Annotated in this window: 14 protein-coding genes; 8 read left to right on the top strand and 6 right to left on the bottom strand. The window is 72.1% G+C overall.

Annotation, left to right across the window (positions count from 1 at the left end; genetic code table 11):
• Positions 1–39: 39 nt before the first annotated feature.
• A complete protein-coding gene (locus ABZ848_RS41395) occupies positions 40–399 on the top strand; it encodes a DUF488 family protein (protein ID WP_360840449.1) in 360 nt (119 codons plus the stop codon).
• Here the strand turns inward: ABZ848_RS41395 and ABZ848_RS41390 are convergent.
• The 5 genes from ABZ848_RS41390 to ABZ848_RS41370 form a co-directional block, all read right to left on the bottom strand.
• Positions 354–2,210: a GMC family oxidoreductase gene (locus ABZ848_RS41390; RefSeq protein WP_360840447.1), complete on the bottom strand. Its 1,857-nt coding sequence runs from the start codon at positions 2,208–2,210 to the stop codon at positions 354–356. The genes ABZ848_RS41395 and ABZ848_RS41390 overlap by 46 nt on opposite strands.
• Complete coding sequence (locus ABZ848_RS41385; RefSeq protein ID WP_360840445.1) at positions 2,207–3,586, bottom strand: hypothetical protein; 1,380 nt, start codon at positions 3,584–3,586, stop codon at positions 2,207–2,209. The genes ABZ848_RS41390 and ABZ848_RS41385 overlap by 4 nt, the downstream gene beginning before the upstream one ends.
• Positions 3,583–4,269, bottom strand: coding sequence for a GntR family transcriptional regulator (locus ABZ848_RS41380; protein WP_360840444.1), 687 nt, complete (start codon positions 4,267–4,269; stop codon positions 3,583–3,585). Before ABZ848_RS41380 ends, ABZ848_RS41385 begins: the two co-directional genes overlap by 4 nt.
• A 156-nt stretch (positions 4,270–4,425) precedes the next feature.
• A complete protein-coding gene (locus ABZ848_RS41375; RefSeq protein ID WP_360840443.1) occupies positions 4,426–6,096 on the bottom strand; it encodes an FAD-binding dehydrogenase in 1,671 nt (556 codons plus the stop codon).
• 13 nt (positions 6,097–6,109) lie between these two features.
• Positions 6,110–6,751: a TetR/AcrR family transcriptional regulator gene (locus ABZ848_RS41370; RefSeq protein WP_360840442.1), complete on the bottom strand. Its 642-nt coding sequence runs from the start codon at positions 6,749–6,751 to the stop codon at positions 6,110–6,112.
• A gap of 138 nt (positions 6,752–6,889) precedes the next feature.
• Between ABZ848_RS41370 and ABZ848_RS41365 the strand changes: the two genes are divergently transcribed.
• The 3 genes from ABZ848_RS41365 (at position 6,890) to ABZ848_RS41355 (ending at position 9,737) form a co-directional block, all read left to right on the top strand.
• On the top strand, positions 6,890–7,516 hold the full coding sequence (locus tag ABZ848_RS41365; RefSeq protein WP_360840440.1) for an alpha-ketoglutarate-dependent dioxygenase AlkB: 627 nt from the start codon (positions 6,890–6,892) through the stop codon (positions 7,514–7,516).
• Between the two features lie 197 nt (positions 7,517–7,713).
• Positions 7,714–8,460 (top strand): MBL fold metallo-hydrolase, encoded by a 747-nt coding sequence (locus ABZ848_RS41360; RefSeq protein ID WP_360840439.1) that lies wholly within the window; start codon positions 7,714–7,716, stop codon positions 8,458–8,460.
• Positions 8,461–8,501: 41 nt separating this feature from the next.
• Positions 8,502–9,737 (top strand): DUF4032 domain-containing protein, encoded by a 1,236-nt coding sequence (locus ABZ848_RS41355; protein WP_360840437.1) that lies wholly within the window; start codon positions 8,502–8,504, stop codon positions 9,735–9,737.
• On the opposite strand, the gene ABZ848_RS41350 is transcribed toward ABZ848_RS41355, so the two are convergent.
• Positions 9,724–10,611 carry a universal stress protein gene (locus ABZ848_RS41350; RefSeq protein WP_360840436.1) on the bottom strand — a complete coding sequence of 296 codons (888 nt, stop codon included), beginning with the start codon at positions 10,609–10,611 and terminating at the stop codon, positions 9,724–9,726. The genes ABZ848_RS41355 and ABZ848_RS41350 overlap by 14 nt on opposite strands.
• 61 nt (positions 10,612–10,672) lie before the next feature.
• On the opposite strand from ABZ848_RS41350, the gene ABZ848_RS41345 reads away from it, so the two are divergent.
• The 4 genes from ABZ848_RS41345 to ABZ848_RS41330 all read left to right on the top strand — a co-directional run bounded on the left by ABZ848_RS41345 (position 10,673) and on the right by ABZ848_RS41330 (position 14,641).
• Positions 10,673–11,029: a VOC family protein gene (locus ABZ848_RS41345; RefSeq protein WP_360840434.1), complete on the top strand. Its 357-nt coding sequence runs from the start codon at positions 10,673–10,675 to the stop codon at positions 11,027–11,029.
• A gap of 131 nt (positions 11,030–11,160) precedes the next feature.
• On the top strand, positions 11,161–12,837 hold the full coding sequence (locus tag ABZ848_RS41340) for an FAD-dependent oxidoreductase (protein WP_360840433.1): 1,677 nt from the start codon (positions 11,161–11,163) through the stop codon (positions 12,835–12,837).
• Complete coding sequence (locus ABZ848_RS41335; RefSeq protein ID WP_360840431.1) at positions 12,834–14,291, top strand: ATP-binding protein; 1,458 nt, start codon at positions 12,834–12,836, stop codon at positions 14,289–14,291. Before ABZ848_RS41340 ends, ABZ848_RS41335 begins: the two co-directional genes overlap by 4 nt.
• Positions 14,288–14,641: a UBP-type zinc finger domain-containing protein gene (locus ABZ848_RS41330; RefSeq protein WP_360840429.1), complete on the top strand. Its 354-nt coding sequence runs from the start codon at positions 14,288–14,290 to the stop codon at positions 14,639–14,641. Before ABZ848_RS41335 ends, ABZ848_RS41330 begins: the two co-directional genes overlap by 4 nt.
• Positions 14,642–14,663 lie beyond the last annotated feature (22 nt).

Here is a 14,663-nt window from a genome sequence, read left to right as displayed (position 1 = left end):
GCTCGGCATCGTCGGCCGCACCGTCGGAAAGGCCCTGCTGTGAGTGTTCGTGTGCGTCGCGTCTACGATCCGCCCGAGCCGGACGACGGTGTGCGGGTCCTGGTCGACCGGCTGTGGCCGCGTGGGCTCAAGAAGGAAGCCGCGCGTGTCGACGAGTGGCCGAAGGGGCTCACGCCGTCGACGGAGCTTCGGCGTTGGTACCACGCGGGTGAGGGGTCGTACGAGGAGTTCGCGCGGCGGTACGAGGCTGAGCTGGCCGAGCCGGAGGCCGCGGAGCTCCTCGGCGACCTGCGGGGACGGGTGCGGAAGGGGCCCGTGACGTTGCTGACGTCCGCCAAGGAGCCTGAGCGGAGTCATGCCGCTGTGCTGGTCGGGCTGCTGGAGTCCTCTTCGAGGTAGTTCTCGGTGATGGCCAGGGCCGCGGCCATGATGCTGAGTTGGGGGTTCACCTCCGGACAGGACGGCAGTACGGAGGCGTCCGTGACGAGGACGCCGTGGACGCCGCGCAGCCGGCCGTCCGGGCCGACGGGTGCGCGCTGCGGGTCGCTGCCCGCGGCGGCCGTGCCGGTGGGGTGGAAGGCGGACAGGTGCAGGTCGCGCGGGGTCGTCGCGGAGAGCAGTTCGTCGAGTTCGGCCAGGGTGCGGGCGCGTGGTGCGCGCGGGATGCCGGTGAGGACCTCTTGGGCTCCGGCGGCGAAGAGGACGCGTGCCATGGCGCGTACGGCCGTCATCAGCCGGTCGCCGTCGCGGGGATCGAGGTCGTAGCGCACGAGGGTGCGTTCGCGCCCCAGGACGCGGCCTGAGGGCCGGTCGGCGATCATGGCGCCGAGGACGGCGAGCCGGTCGGCGTCGTCGAGTTCGCGGCGCAGGGCGGTGCCCAGGCCGGGCAGGACGAAGCTGCTCATGCCGGGTGGACTCGCGGTGGCCTCGATGAGGACGCCCTGGTCGTGGAGTTCTTCGATCCCGGCGCTCTGCAGGACGCCGCTCCAGGACGTGACCGGGTCGGGGAAGCGGCCGGCGATGCTGGTGGCGGGGTGCACGCTGAGGTTGCGGCCGAGGCGGGGGTGACCGCCGAGGCCGGAGCGGCGCAGCAGGGGCGGGGTCTGCAGGGCGCCCGCGGCCACGACGACGAGGGGGCTGAGGATCTCCAGTTCGGTGCCGTCGGCCCGGCGCACCAGCACGCCCGCCGCCCGGGGCGGCCCCGGTCGGTCCCGCTCCACCAGGATCCGCCGGACACGGGCGCCGGTGACGAGGCGGGCTCCGTGGGCGCGGGCATCGGGGAGGACGGAGAGCTGCACGCTCTGTTTGGCGCCGGTGGGGCAGCCCACCACGCACTGGCAAGAACCTTTGCAGCCGGGGGCGTTGCGCCGCAGCGGACCGGCGCGCCACCCGAGCTTCTCGGCTCCGGCGAGTGCGAGCAGGCCGTTGCTGCCGAGGACGTCGAGGGGCTGGGTGGCGACCCGGATCGTGCGCTCGATCTCGTCCAGCCGGGTCGGCAGGCCTTCGGCGAGGTGGAAGCCGAAGCGGCGGTCCCAGCGGTCGAGGACGTGGTCCGGGGCGCGGTAGCAGGTGCCGGAGTTGACGACGGTGGTGCCGCCGACGGCTCGTCCGACGGGCAGGAGGAGGGGTGGGTTGCCGAGGGCGGCCGTGGCGCCGCCGTCGCGGTAGAGGGCGGTGAAGCGGTCCAGGGGTGCGCGTCGGCCGAAGGACGCCGTGGTGTGGTGTTCGCCCTCTTCCAGTACGACGACGTCGAGGCCGGCCCGGGCGAGGGTGCGGGCGGCCATGGCTCCCCCGGCGCCGGATCCCACGACGACGGCGTCGGCCGTACCGCGGGCCGGCCATTCCGCTGCCGGGACGCAGTCCAGGGGCGGGTCGTCGGGTGCGGTGGCGGTGTGCGGGGCGGGTGTTCGCTCGGTGGCCGCGGCGAGCAGGACGGGGACTTTGAGGAGGTCGAGGGCGGGCAGGAGCGCGGGATGTGCGGCGAGGGACGCAAGTACGGCTTCTCGCTCGTCGGGGGTGAGACCGGCCAGGGGGCGCCCGCTGTGCAGGACGGCGTAGGCGTCCACGGCGGCGGTCGCGGCCCGCAGGCCGGTGCGCACGGGTCCGGGCAGTGCGGAAAGGAACGTGCCGAGGCGGCCGGGGACGCGGGCGGTCCATGGCGTGTCGCCGGTGTCGGCGAGGAGGGCGGCGACCAGTCCCTGGGCGGTCATCGGTCCCCCACCTCGGCGTGGGCGGTGCCGTGCAGGGTCCAGGTGGCCTCGGTGCGCCAGTGGCCCCACCAGCGTTCGAGCAGGACGTCGACATCGGCGGTCTCGCTGTTGTGGCAGACAGCGGATGCGCCGTCGGGGTCGCGGTAGTCGAGGGTGAGCGTGCGGTCGGCGGGCTGGGTGACCTCGACGCGGAGGCGGCGCAGCAAGGTGCGGCCGGTGACGGTCCATTGGGGCAGGCCGATCCGCGCGCGGAACCGCCCGAGGCCGAGCAGGCCGATCGCCGAGCGCTCGGCTCGGCGTGGCCAGAAGCGGTCCCGGTGGCGCAGGCGCAGGAAGACGAGGGGCGGAAGTCGGCGCAGTGCGGGCCGTGTCGACACGGCCGCGATCACTTCCAGTACGGCGCCGTCGCCCAGGTCGGCGTGGAGCCAGGCCCAGCGGCGGGCGTTGCCGTGGCCGTGGATACGGGCGGAGGCTCCGGGGGCGGCGCGCAGGGTGAGGGTACGTTCGCCGTCGTGGAAGGTGCCGTCGTAGCTCGCCCGGGCCGCCGGGAGCATGTGGGCGGCGGGCAGCAGGGGGCGCTTCCAGGACCAGCGGGGGAAGGTGAACAGGGGCGCCGCGAGGGGCTGTTCGGTCAGGTCCCAGTGGAAGTCGCCGGCGCTTCCGGTCAGACGGCCCGGGGTGGCGGTGACACCCGCGGCCGTGAATCCGTCCGCGGGGCTGTCCCAACGGGCGGGGCCGAAGCGGACGTGCCGGGGCTTTCCCTCGGGCGGGTAGGTGGCGGCCCAGCCGTGGGCGAAGGGCGCGGATCCGTCGGTGGGGGTGACCAGTTCGTGGTGGAGCCAGACGCCGGTGCCGGTCGCAGGGTCGGTGAGGGTGGTGTACCAGACCTCGGTGCGGCCGGGGCTGCCGTCCGAGCGGGGAGCGAGGTACCGGGCCGGATCCTCTCTCCGTGGGAAGCGGAAGCCCAGGAGGAAGGGCACCAGTTGGGTGGCGACGGGGAAGCGTAGGGTTCCCTGCCCGACGTGCGCCCCGTCCTCGTACAGCGTGAACGGCAGGACCGTCATCGACTTCACCGGGTGGCGCGGGGTGACCGACTTCCAGCCGTCCAGGGTCAGTTGGCGGCCGTCGGCGGTGAACGACAGGCGGTAGCGGATGCGTCGCCGAGCGAGGGGTGAGATCTCCAACTCGCCTGTGGTGTGCAGGTCGTCGGCCAGTCCGGATATGCGGGTACGGCCGGTCAGCCGGGCCCGGGTGGTGCGGTGCGGGCGCACCAGCTCGTCGGCTTCGGCGCGCAGGTCGAGGCGGATGCGGCGGAGCGGCCCGGTGTCGAGGCGGACCGTGCCGAGCATGGTCTCGGTGAAGGTCGTGCCCCTCATGCCAGCCCCTCCAGCATGATCCGCTCGGTGTCGCGGAGGTAGGCGTCGGCGGCGCTGTGGGCCTCGGCGCGGTCGCCGGACGTCACCGCGGCCACGACCGGAGCGAGCCGCCGGTGCGCCGCCTCGGGGTCGGTGAAGGGGCCGCGCAGGGCGGCACGGACGGGGAGGTAGGCGTTGAACAGGGTGTTGGTCAGCAGGACGTAGACCCGGTTGCCGGTGGCGCGGGCGAGGGCGCGGTGCACCTCGACGTCGGCGAGCTGGACGTCATCGGGGCTCGTCGCCTCGCGTACGGCGTCCAACAGGGCGCGCAGCTCGGCGCGTTGGGCGTGGGTGGCCCGGGCCGCCGCGCGCTCGGCGATCAACGCGCCGACGGAGCGCCGTACTTCGAAGATCTCGTGGACCCATTTCGCGTCGTGGCGTACGAGCATCGGCAGCAGGTCGGCGCCGCCGAGGCGGGCGTAGTCGCGCACCTTGGTGCCCACGCCGTGCCGGGTTTCGAGGAGGCCGGCCTGCACCAGTCGGCCGAAGGCGTGTTTCAGGGTGGTGCGGGTGACCCCGTAGCCGTCGGCGAGTTGGCGCTCGGGAGGCAGATAGCTTCCGGCGGGATGCCGGCCGCCGAGGATGTCGTCGCGCAGTCGCGCCTCGAGTACGTCCACGATCGTCTCCCGGGGCAGCGCTTCCATGGACGTCTCCTCGCACGAGCCGAGTGGATGAGTGGCTGAGCCACTGAACCAGTGGAGCCGTCCGAGGGTCAATCCCCTTGCGGGGACGGGTTGTTCCGGGAATGCCGAGAGGCGGCCGACAGGTTCCGCCGACCGCCTCTCCTCATGGCCACCGTGTCAGGCGGTCTGTTTCGCCGCCGCCCGGCCGGCCGCCCGGCCCGAGAAGAGGCAGCCGCCGAGGAAGGTGCCCTCCAGGGCGTTGTAGCCGTGGACGCCGCCGCCGCCGAAGCCGGCCACCTCGCCGGCCGCGTACAGACCCTCGATGGGGTTGCCGTCGGTGCCGATGGCGCGGGAGTCGAGGTCGGTCTGGATGCCGCCGAGGGTCTTGCGGGTCAGGACATGCAGCTTGACGCCGATGAGGGGGCCGGCTCCCGGGTCGAGGATGCGGTGCGGGGTGGCGACGCGGCCGAGGCGGTCGCCGATGTAGCGGCGGGCGTTGCGGATGCCCTGGATCTGGGAGTCCTTGGTGTACGGGTTGGCGATCTGGAGGTCGCGGGCCTCGATCTGGCGGCGCAGGTCGGCCGCGTCGAGGAGCGGCTTGTCCGTCAACTCGTTCATCTTGGCGACGAGTTGCTCCAGGGTGGGGGCGGTGACGAAGTCGGCGCCCTTGCGCAGGAAGGCGTCGACCGGGCCCGGGGCGCCCTTGCCGAGACGGTTCTTCAGGACCGCGGCCTTGTCCTTGGCGGTGATGTCGGGGTTCTGCTCGGAGCCCGAGAGCGCGAACTCCTTCTCGATGATCTTCTGGGTGAGGATGAACCAGGAGTGGTCGTAGGCGGCGATGTCCTCGGTGGTGCGCAGGTGCTTGAGGGTGTTGAGGGTGTCGTATCCCGGCAGGCACGGGTCGGGCAGCCGGCGGCCGAGTGCGTCGAACCACATCGAGGACGGGCCGGGCAGGATGCGGATGCCGTGGCCGGGCCAGATCGGGTCCCAGTTCTGCAGGCCCTCGGTGTAGTGCCACATGCGGTCGCGGTTGACCAGGCGGACGCCCGCCTCGGCGCTGATGTCGAGCATGCGGCCGTCGACGTACGCGGGGACGCCGGTGACCATCTCGGTGGGCGCGGTGCCCATGCGCTCGGGCCAGTAGCGGCGGACGATGTCGTGGTTGGCGCCGATGCCGCCGGTGGTGACGACGACGGCCTGCGCGGTGAGTTCGAAGTCGCCGACGCGGTCGCGGTTGGAGGCGACACCGCGGGCCGAGTCGTCCGGGGCGAGGACCGTGCCGCGCACCCCGCGCGCGGAGCCGTCCTCGACGACGAGCTCGTCGACCTGGTGGCGGTGGTAGAAGGTCAGCAGTCCGTCGCGGGCGGCCCGCTTGGCGGAGTCGACGAAGGGCTCGACCACGCCGGTGCCGGTGCCCCAGGTGACGTGGAAGCGGGGTACGGAGTTGCCGTGTCCGTCGGCGCGCAGGTCGCCGCGCTCGGCCCAGCCGACGGTCGGCAGGAACTTGATGCCGTGGCCCTCCAGCCAGGACCGCTTCTCCCCCGCTGCCCACTCGACGTAGGCGCGCGCCCAGCGCACCGCCCAGGAGTCCTCGTCGTCGGCCCGGTCGAACTGCGCGCTGCCCTGCCAGTCGTTCCAGGCGAGGTCGAAGGAGTCCTTGATGCCGAGGCGGCGCTGCTCCGGGGAGTCGACGAGGAACAGCCCGCCGAAGGACCAGAAGGCCTGGCCCCCTAGGTTGGCGGCGTTCTCCTGGTCGACCAGAGCAACCCGCTTGCCCTTGCTGGTGAGTTCGTGCGCGGCGACCAGGCCCGCGAGGCCCGCTCCGACGACGATGACGTCCGCATCCATGGCGACCGTTCCTTTACTGGTGGGGGTCTCGTTGGGGGGTGCCGCTGCCGTCGGTCAGCAGCGCGGTGAGCAGGTGTTTCAGCCAGATCCGGGCGCCGTCGACGTCCTTGTCCAGCAGCAGTTGGACGGTGACTCCGTCGTAGGCGGCGACCACGGCGTGGGCCGCGCCCTCGGCGTCACCGAGCACGGCGGGTGGCTTCGCGAAGCCACGCGCGCGTGCCAGCCGGTCGGCGATCGCCTGCCGCAGTCGCGCCCGGTGCTCCAGCAGGATCTGGGCGACGTCGGGATCGCGGGCGGCGTGCACCAGGAAGTCGGTCTTGACCAGGAGCCAGTCGCGGTCGAGCAGCAGCACCTCGGTGACGCGGTCGACGGCGGCCGGTACGTCGAGGTCGGGGCCGTCGAGGGCGAGGGCGCCGGAGACCTGCTCGGCGATCAGGTCGGCGCGCTGTCGGTAGAGGGCGAAGAACAGCTCGTCCAGGCTGCCGAAGTTGGAGTAGAAGGCGCCCCGGCTGTATCCGGCGGCCTCGCAGACCTCCTCGATGGAGACGCGCCCGAAGCCCTTGGCGGCGAACACGGCGAAGGCGGCGTCGAGGAGGTTGGCACGCGTGCGTACCCGGCGCCTCGTCACGCGCCGCACCGCTTCTTCCGCCACCATGCCCGGCCCTCCGTTCGATACGCGAATGTATCCGATACAGCGGTGTATCGAAAGCGTCCGACCCGAAAGCGATGGACCCCAAGCGACAGGCCCGAATTAGGTGGGAACATATTTTCGAATAAGAGGTACGCTGGCTCCATGAGCACGCACCTCCAGGGCTCCCTCTTCGACCAGACCGACCAGCTGCGCCTCGGCTCCCTCGACGGGATCCGCCGGACGCGGCTCGGCCTCGGCGCCTGGATCGACGAGCTGCCCGGCTGGCTCGGCGGCTCGGACACCCTGTTCGAACAGCTGGCCGCGGAGGTCCCGTGGCGCGCCGAGCGCCGCAAGATGTACGACCAGGTCGTGGACGTACCCCGGCTGCTCGCCTTCTACGGCGCGGACGACCCCCTGCCGCACCCGCTGCTGGACGAGGCGCGCTCCGCCCTCACCGCGCACTACGCCGAGGAGCTGGGCGAGCCGTTCGCCACGGCAGGGCTCTGCTACTACCGCGACGGCCGGGACAGCGTGGCCTGGCACGGGGACCGGATCGGGCGGGGCGCGCGGGAGGACACGATGGTCGCCATCCTCTCGGTGGGCGCGCCGCGGGATCTGCTGCTGCGTCCGATGCGCGGCGGCGAGTCGGTGCGCCGGCCGCTCGGGCACGGCGACCTGATCGTGATGGGCGGCTCCTGCCAGCGGACGTGGGAGCACTGCGTACCCAAGAGCACGCGGGCCGCCGGTCCGCGGATCAGCATCCAGTTCCGGCCGAACGGCGTGCGCTGAGGCGGAGAGGCGGCCGCTTCCGGCGCACGCGGGGGCGGCCTCCGGCGGACGGTGCCGGAGGCCGCCCTACCTCTGCGCGCGTCGCACACCGGGATGCGTGCCTGAGCAGCGAATTGGCGCGGACCCGGTGGTTCCGGTCGCCGCGGACTCTGCTTTGCTGATGCCGTCGGGCAGGAACTCTCAACTCGGGGTCGGTCATGCGGGCAGACGTGCGGCAAGTCGCCGACGGCATTCATCTGGTGCACGGCAGCAACACCAACTGGGTGATCCTCAGCGAGGGGGACGAACTCACCCTGATCGACACCGGCTATCCCGGGGACCGGCAGCAGGTCCTCGCCTCGCTGGCGGAGGTGGGCGGCTCGCCGGAGGCCGTGGCGGCGGTGCTGATCACCCACGCCCACAACGACCACCTGGGCTCCGCCGAGTTCCTGCGCTGCACCTACGACACGCCGGTCTATCTGCACGAGGCCGAAGTGCCGCACGCCCGCCGGGAGTTCCTCCACCAGGTGACCATCGGACAGGTGGCGAAGAACAGCTGGCGGCCGGGTGTGCTGCCCTGGGCGGTGCACGCCCTGCGCTCCGGCGGCACCGCCAAGGTCCCGGTCGGTACGCCCGAGGCGTTCCCGGCGCCAGGTGCGCTGGACCTGCCCGGCCGGCCCGTGCCCGTGCACACGCCGGGCCACACCGACGGGCACGTGGCCTTCCACCTCCCGGACGCGGGCGTGCTGATCTCGGGCGACGCCCTGGTCACCGGCCACCCGACCTCACGCGTGCACGGGCCGCAGCTGCTGCCCGACATGTTCCACCACGAACGCGCGCGGGCCGTCGCGTCCCTGGACGTCCTGGCCGGGCTGGAGGCCGGGCTGCTGCTGCCCGGGCACGGCCCCGAGCACCGCGGTCCGGTCCTTGAATCGGCACTTCAGGCCAAGGAGCGAGCCCTCTAAGGTGAGGTGACGATCACCCGCGAGGCAAGGACACGCACGCCATGGCACTGCAGATCAGCGCGACCAACCCGGAGCATCCCGCGCTCCTGCTGGCCCTGCCGTGGCACCTGCCCCTGGAAGAGTGGCCGGACGAGTACCTGGTCCCGCTGCCGCGTGGCATCTCCCGGCACGTCGTGCGGTACGCGCGCGCCGGCGACGAGGTCATAGCCGTCAAGGAACTCGCCGAACGGCCCGCCCTGCGCGAGTACGAGCTGCTGCGCGACCTGGACCGGCTCGGCATCCCCGCCGTCGACCCCCTCGCGGTGGTCACCGGCCGCACCGGCGCCGACGACGCCCCGCTGGAGCCGGTGCTCATCACGCGGCATCTGCGCGGATCACAGCCGTACCGCTCGATGTTCGAGACGACGATGCGTCCGGCCACCATGCACCGCCTCATGGACGCCCTGGCCGTGCTGCTGGTGCGGCTGCACCTGGCCGGGTTCGCGTGGGGCGACTGCTCGCTGTCCAACACGCTCTTCCGGCGCGACGCGGGCGCCTACGCCGCCTACCTCGTGGACGCCGAGACCGGGGATCTGCATCCCCAACTGAGCACCGGACAGCGGGAGTACGACCTCGACCTCGCGCGCGTGAACATCAGCGGCGAGCTGCTCGACCTGGAGGCGTCCGGGGCGCTGCACCCTTCCGTGGACCCGATCGAGTTCGGCATGGAGATCTGCGCCCGCTACGGCGACCTGTGGGACGAGCTGACCCGGACCTCCGTCTATCCGGCGGGCAAGTACCACTACATCGAGCGCCGGATCCGCCGCCTCAACGAACTCGGTTTCGACGTCGCCGAGATGCAGATCCAGCACTCCTCCAACGGCGACACGGTCACCTTCGTGCCGAAGGTCGTCGACGCCGGGCACCACCAGCGCCAGCTGCTGCGGCTGACCGGCCTGGACACCGAGGAGAACCAGGCCCGCCGGCTGCTCAACGACCTGGAGAGCTGGATGGCCACCCAGGACGACTACGCCCCGGGCGACCCCCTCGCCGCCCGCCCCGAGGTGCTCGCCCACCGCTGGGTGCGGGACGTCTTCCGGCCCACGGTCCGGGCCGTCCCTCTGGAGCTGCGCGGCTCGATGGACGCGGCCGAGATCTACCACGAGCTGCTCGAACACCGCTGGTACCTGTCCGAGCGCGCCCAGCACGACATAGGCCTCGACGTGGCGGTCGCGGACTACATCGAGAGGGTGCTGCCCAAAGCGCGGGAGACCCTGGAGCCGGTCACGCCGGAGTGACCCGGGCGTGCGGGACCACGGCCACCGGGCACGGCGCGTGGTGCAGCACGCCGTGCGCCACCGAGCCGATCCGCGCGCCCACGGCCGTACGGCGGGCGCGGCGGCCCACGACCATCAGCTGGGCCCGCCCGGCGACCGACAGCAGCACCTGCCCCGCGCTGCCCATCTCGATGTGCTCGACCACGGGCACGTCCGGGAAGCGTTCCCGCCACGGCTGCAGCGCCGCGGTCAGCGCCTTCCTCTCGTACGGCTCCAGGCCGCCGGCCTCGTCGAGGAGCTGCATCGAGCCGGGGCTGTACGCGAACACCGGCGGCAGCGTCCAGGCGCGCACCGCCCGCACGGTCGCCCCGCGGGCGGCGGCCGTCTCGAAGGCGAACCGCAGTGTGTCGGCGCTGTCCTCCGGCTCGCCCTCCTGGCCGACGACGATCTCGCGGCCCGCGGCCTCGGCCGTCGGCTGGTCACCGGCGCGGACGAGCACCACCGGCCGTGTCGTCTCGGCGATCACCTGCTGGCCGACCGAGCCGAGCAGGAACCCGACGACCGGTCCGTGCCCGCGCGCACCGATGACCAGCATCTCGGCGTCCGCCGCCGCGCCGACCAGTTGCTCGGCGCTCTCGCCCTCCAGGACGTCCGTGGTCACCTCCAGGCCGGAGTGGCGGCCGCTGACGGCACGGGCCGCCTCGGCGACGGCGTCCCGCACCCACCCGGCCTGCGTCTCCAGGTCCGCCGCGTCGATCGCCTCGTACGGCTGGAACCGCCAGGCCTGCACCACCCGCAGCGCGAGCCCCCGGCGGACCGCCTCCCGGGCCGCCCAGTCCAGTGCCGCGATGCTCTCCTCGGTTCCGTCGACGCCTGCGGTGATCGGGCGGGTCATGGCGCTGCCTCCCAGTGTCGTGGTCAGGTCACTCGCGCCCAGTCTTCACTAGGCTCGCCCCATGACCTTGGAATGGGAGCAAGTGATCGTCGACTCGGCCGACCCGGAGGCACTGGGGCGGTGGTGGGCCGAGGCGCTCGGCTGGGTCGTGGTGAACGACGAGCCCGAGGAGTACGAGATCCGGCCCGAAAAGGACCGGCTGCCGGGCCTGCTCTTCGTCCGGGTGCCGGAGACCAAGACCATCAAGAACCGGCTCCACCTCGACTTCCGCCCCGACGACCGGGACGCGGAGGTCGAGCGGCTGCTGGCGCTGGGCGCGCGGCACGCGGACATCGGGCAGCGGGGCGACGAGTCGTGGGTGACGCTCGCGGATCCGGAGGGAAACGAGTTCTGCGTGCTCTCCTCCCGGCGCCCCTGAGCGTTCGCCGTCGGCGTTATGCCGGGGCGAAGCGGGACGATCGAACATACGATGGGCGGGAGCCGGCGCGGTGACCGTCTTGCGACAGGGCTCGCCGCGCCGTCGGTCCGACCACTCGGGGTGGGAGACGTATGGCACAGGCGTCCGACGCAGCGCGGACCGTCATCATGACCGTGGACGACGACCCGGGGGTGTCCCGGGCCGTCGCCCGCGATCTGCGACGGCGCTACGGCGAGTCGTACCGGATCGTGCGCGCGGAGTCGGGCGAGTCCGCGCTGGACGCCCTGCGCGAGCTGAAGCTGCGCGGCGACCTCGTGGCCGTGATCCTGGCCGACTACCGCATGCCGCAGATGAACGGCATCGAATTCCTCGAACAGGCCCTGGACGTGTATCCCGGGGCACGGCGCGTCCTGCTGACCGCGTACGCGGACACGAACGCGGCGATCGACGCGATCAACGTCGTCGATCTCGATCACTACCTCCTCAAGCCGTGGGATCCGCCGGAGGAGAAGCTCTATCCGGTCCTCGACGACCTGCTGGAGGCGTGGCGGTGCAGTGACTTCCGGCCGGTGCCCGCCACCAAGGTGGTCGGGCACCGCTGGTCCGCGCGCTCCTCGGACGTGCGGGAGTTCCTGGCCCGCAACCAGGTGCCGTACCGCTGGTACTCGGCGGAGGAGCCCGAGGGGCAGCGGCTGCTCGCGGCGGCCGGCGCGGACGGGCAGCGGCTGCCGCTGGTGATCACCCCGGAGGGGGATCCGCTGGTGGAGCCGGAGGCGCCCGAGCTGGCCGCGCGGGTCGGGCTGGCGACGACACCGGCCGCGGACTTCTACGACCTGGTCGTCATCGGCGGCGGGCCCGCCGGGCTGGGTGCCGCGGTGTACGGGGCCTCGGAGGGGCTGCGGACCGTTCTCGTGGAGCGGTCGGCGACCGGCGGGCAGGCCGGGCAGAGCTCCCGCATCGAGAACTACCTCGGCTTCCCGGACGGTGTGTCCGGGGCGCAGCTCACCGAGCGGGCCCGGCGGCAGGCGGCGAAGTTCGGCGCCGAGATCCTCACCGCGCGCGAAGTGAGCGGGCTGGAGGTCAACGGGGCCGCGCGGACGGTGCGGTTCTCCGACGGGTCCGCGGTCGCCGCGCACAGCGTGATCCTCGCGACCGGCGTGTCCTACCGGCAGTTGGAGGCGCCCGGCTGCGACGACCTCACCGGCTGCGGCGTGTTCTACGGATCGGCGCTCACGGAGGCGTCCTCCTGCCAGGGGCAGGACGTTTACATCGTGGGCGGCGCCAACTCCGCCGGGCAGGCGGCGATGTACCTGTCCCGGGGCGCCAAGTCGGTGACCCTGCTGGTGCGCGGGGCCGACCTGTCGGCGTCGATGTCGTACTACCTGATCCAGCAGATCAACGAAGCGCCGAACATCTCGGTACGCGCGCGTACCGTCGTCGAGTCCGCGTACGGCTCCGACCACCTGGAGCAGCTGACCCTGCGTGACATGGACACCGGTGAGACCGAACTGGTCGACGCGCAGTGGATGTTCGTGTTCATCGGCGCGGCCCCGCTGACCGGCTGGCTGGACGGGACCGTGCTGCGGGACGAGCACGGGTTCATCCTGGCCGGGCCCGACCTCACCGCGGACGGGCGGCCGCCGGCGGACTGGGAGCTGGACCGGCCGCCGTACCACCTGGAGACCAACATTCCCGGCGTGTTCGTGGCGGGCGACGCGCGTGCCGAGTCCGCCAAGCGCGTCGCGTCCGCCGTCGGAGAGGGAGCCATGGCCGTGATGCTCGTACACCGGTATCTGGAGCAGTCGTGAGCGGGCAGTTGATGCCCTGCAGCCCGCAGGAGATCGGGTCGCTGTTCCTGTTCGAGAAGCTGACCCCGGAGCAGCTCGGGCGGCTGTGCAGCGAGGGGCGGGTGGAGAAGTTCGAGCCCGGCCCGGTGTACACCGAGGGCGAACCGGCCACCTGCTTCTACGTCATGATCGAGGGCGGACTCGTGCTGTCCCGGCGGGTCGGCGGCGACGACGTGGAGGTCACCCGGACCGCGCAGCCCGGGGTGTACTGCGGGGCCATGCAGGCCTACCTCGGGGACCGGGTCCGGCAGGTCTACAACAACTCCATGCGCGTGACGGACACTTCGCGGTTCTTCGTGATGCCCGCGGACACGTTCGCGAACATCATGCAGGAGTGGTTCCCGATGGCGGTCCACCTGCTGGAGGGGCTGTTCTTCGGGTCCAAGAGCACCCAGCGGGCGATCGGACAGCGCGAACGGCTGCTGGCCCTGGGCTCGTTGTCGGCCGGGCTGACGCACGAGCTCAACAACCCCGCGGCGGCGGCCGTCCGCGCCACGGCGACCCTCCGGGAGCGGGTCGCCAAGATGCGGCACAAGCTCGCCGTCATCTCCTCGGGGCCGTATCCGCGTGAGGCGCTCGTCAATCTCATCGAGGTGCAGGAGCGCACGGCCGAACGCGTCGCCAAGGCACCGACGTTGAGCCCGCTGGAGGCCGCGGACCGCGAGGACGCGGTCACCGACTGGCTCGACGACCACGGCATCCCGGACGGCTGGCGGCTCGCGCCCACCTTCGTCCAGGCCGGCCTCGACATCGACTGGCTGGACCAGGTCGCGGCCGCCGTGGACGCGGAGATCCTGCCGGGAGCGATCGGCTGGCTCAACTACACGGTCGAGACCGAGCTGTTGATGGACGAGATCGAGGACTCGACCAGCCGCATCTCGCATCTGGTCGACGCGGCGAAGCAGTATTCGCAGCTCGACCGCGCTCCTTACCAGAACGCCGACGTCCACGAACTCCTCGACAGCACACTGCTGATGCTGTCGGGCAAGATCGGCACGCGGATCCAGGTCGTCAAGGAGTACGACCGTACGCTGCCGAAGGTGCCGTGCTACCCGGCGGAGCTCAACCAGGTGTGGACGAACCTCATCGACAACGCGGTGCACGCCATCAACGGCGTCGGCGGAGAAGGTACGTTGACGGTTCGGACGGCGTTGGAGCGCGATCAGCTGCTGGTGGAGTTCCGGGACACGGGTCCCGGGGTGCCGGCGGACATCCGCGGCCGTATCTTCGATCCGTTCTTCACCACCAAGCCGGTGGGTGAGGGGACCGGGCTGGGGTTGGACATCTCCTGGCGGATCGTGGTGAACAAGCATCACGGGACCTTGCAGGTGGAGTCCGAGCCGGGTGACACGCGTTTCCAGGTTCTGCTTCCACTCACCGCCGCGGCCGACGAGACGTCCGAGGAGTCCGCATGAGCAGTGCGAATGGGATCGATCCGAGTGTTCCGCCCAGTGGTACGGGGTGCGTGGAGTGCGACGAGGTGGGTGGGTGGTGGTTCCATCTGCGGCGGTGTGCGGAGTGCGGGCACGTCGGGTGTTGTGACGACTCGCCCGCGAAGCATGCGACGGCTCACTACAAGGCCACGGGGCATCCGGTGATCCGGAGTTTCGAGCCGGGTGAGGGGTGGTTCTGGGACTTCTCGAGTTCGCAGCTGTACGAGGAGGGGCCTGAGCTGGCGCCGCCTGTGAGTCATCCGGTGGATCAGCCGGCTCCGGGGCCGGAGGGGCGGGTGCCGGAGGATTGGGCGCGGACGTTGCGGTCTTGAGTGCCTAAGGGGGGTGGGGACT

This window comes from Streptomyces sp. NPDC047081, from assembly GCF_040643775.1.
Lineage (GTDB): Bacteria > Actinomycetota > Actinomycetes > Streptomycetales > Streptomycetaceae > Streptomyces.
The sequence above is the reverse complement of the archived record's forward strand: the minus strand, read 5'-3'. Positions and strand labels throughout refer to the sequence as shown.

What these genes read in the sequence shown, in the direction of transcription:
- ABZ848_RS41370 (WP_360840442.1), bottom strand. Translation starts at nt 6,751, where the DNA reads ATGGTGGCGGAAGAAGCGGTGCGGCGCGTGACGAGGCGCCGGGTACGC.
- ABZ848_RS41355 (WP_360840437.1), top strand. Translation starts at nt 8,502, where the DNA reads ATGGCACTGCAGATCAGCGCGACCAACCCGGAGCATCCCGCGCTCCTG.
- ABZ848_RS41390 (WP_360840447.1), bottom strand. Translation starts at nt 2,210, where the DNA reads ATGACCGCCCAGGGACTGGTCGCCGCCCTCCTCGCCGACACCGGCGAC.
- ABZ848_RS41375 (WP_360840443.1), bottom strand. Translation starts at nt 6,096, where the DNA reads ATGGATGCGGACGTCATCGTCGTCGGAGCGGGCCTCGCGGGCCTGGTC.
- ABZ848_RS41345 (WP_360840434.1), top strand. Translation starts at nt 10,673, where the DNA reads ATGACCTTGGAATGGGAGCAAGTGATCGTCGACTCGGCCGACCCGGAG.
- ABZ848_RS41380 (WP_360840444.1), bottom strand. Translation starts at nt 4,269, where the DNA reads ATGGAAGCGCTGCCCCGGGAGACGATCGTGGACGTACTCGAGGCGCGA.
- ABZ848_RS41350 (WP_360840436.1), bottom strand. Translation starts at nt 10,611, where the DNA reads ATGACCCGCCCGATCACCGCAGGCGTCGACGGAACCGAGGAGAGCATC.
- ABZ848_RS41360 (WP_360840439.1), top strand. Translation starts at nt 7,714, where the DNA reads ATGCGGGCAGACGTGCGGCAAGTCGCCGACGGCATTCATCTGGTGCAC.
- ABZ848_RS41365 (WP_360840440.1), top strand. Translation starts at nt 6,890, where the DNA reads ATGAGCACGCACCTCCAGGGCTCCCTCTTCGACCAGACCGACCAGCTG.
- ABZ848_RS41340 (WP_360840433.1), top strand. Translation starts at nt 11,161, where the DNA reads ATGGCACAGGCGTCCGACGCAGCGCGGACCGTCATCATGACCGTGGAC.
- ABZ848_RS41330 (WP_360840429.1), top strand. Translation starts at nt 14,288, where the DNA reads ATGAGCAGTGCGAATGGGATCGATCCGAGTGTTCCGCCCAGTGGTACG.
- ABZ848_RS41385 (WP_360840445.1), bottom strand. Translation starts at nt 3,586, where the DNA reads ATGAGGGGCACGACCTTCACCGAGACCATGCTCGGCACGGTCCGCCTC.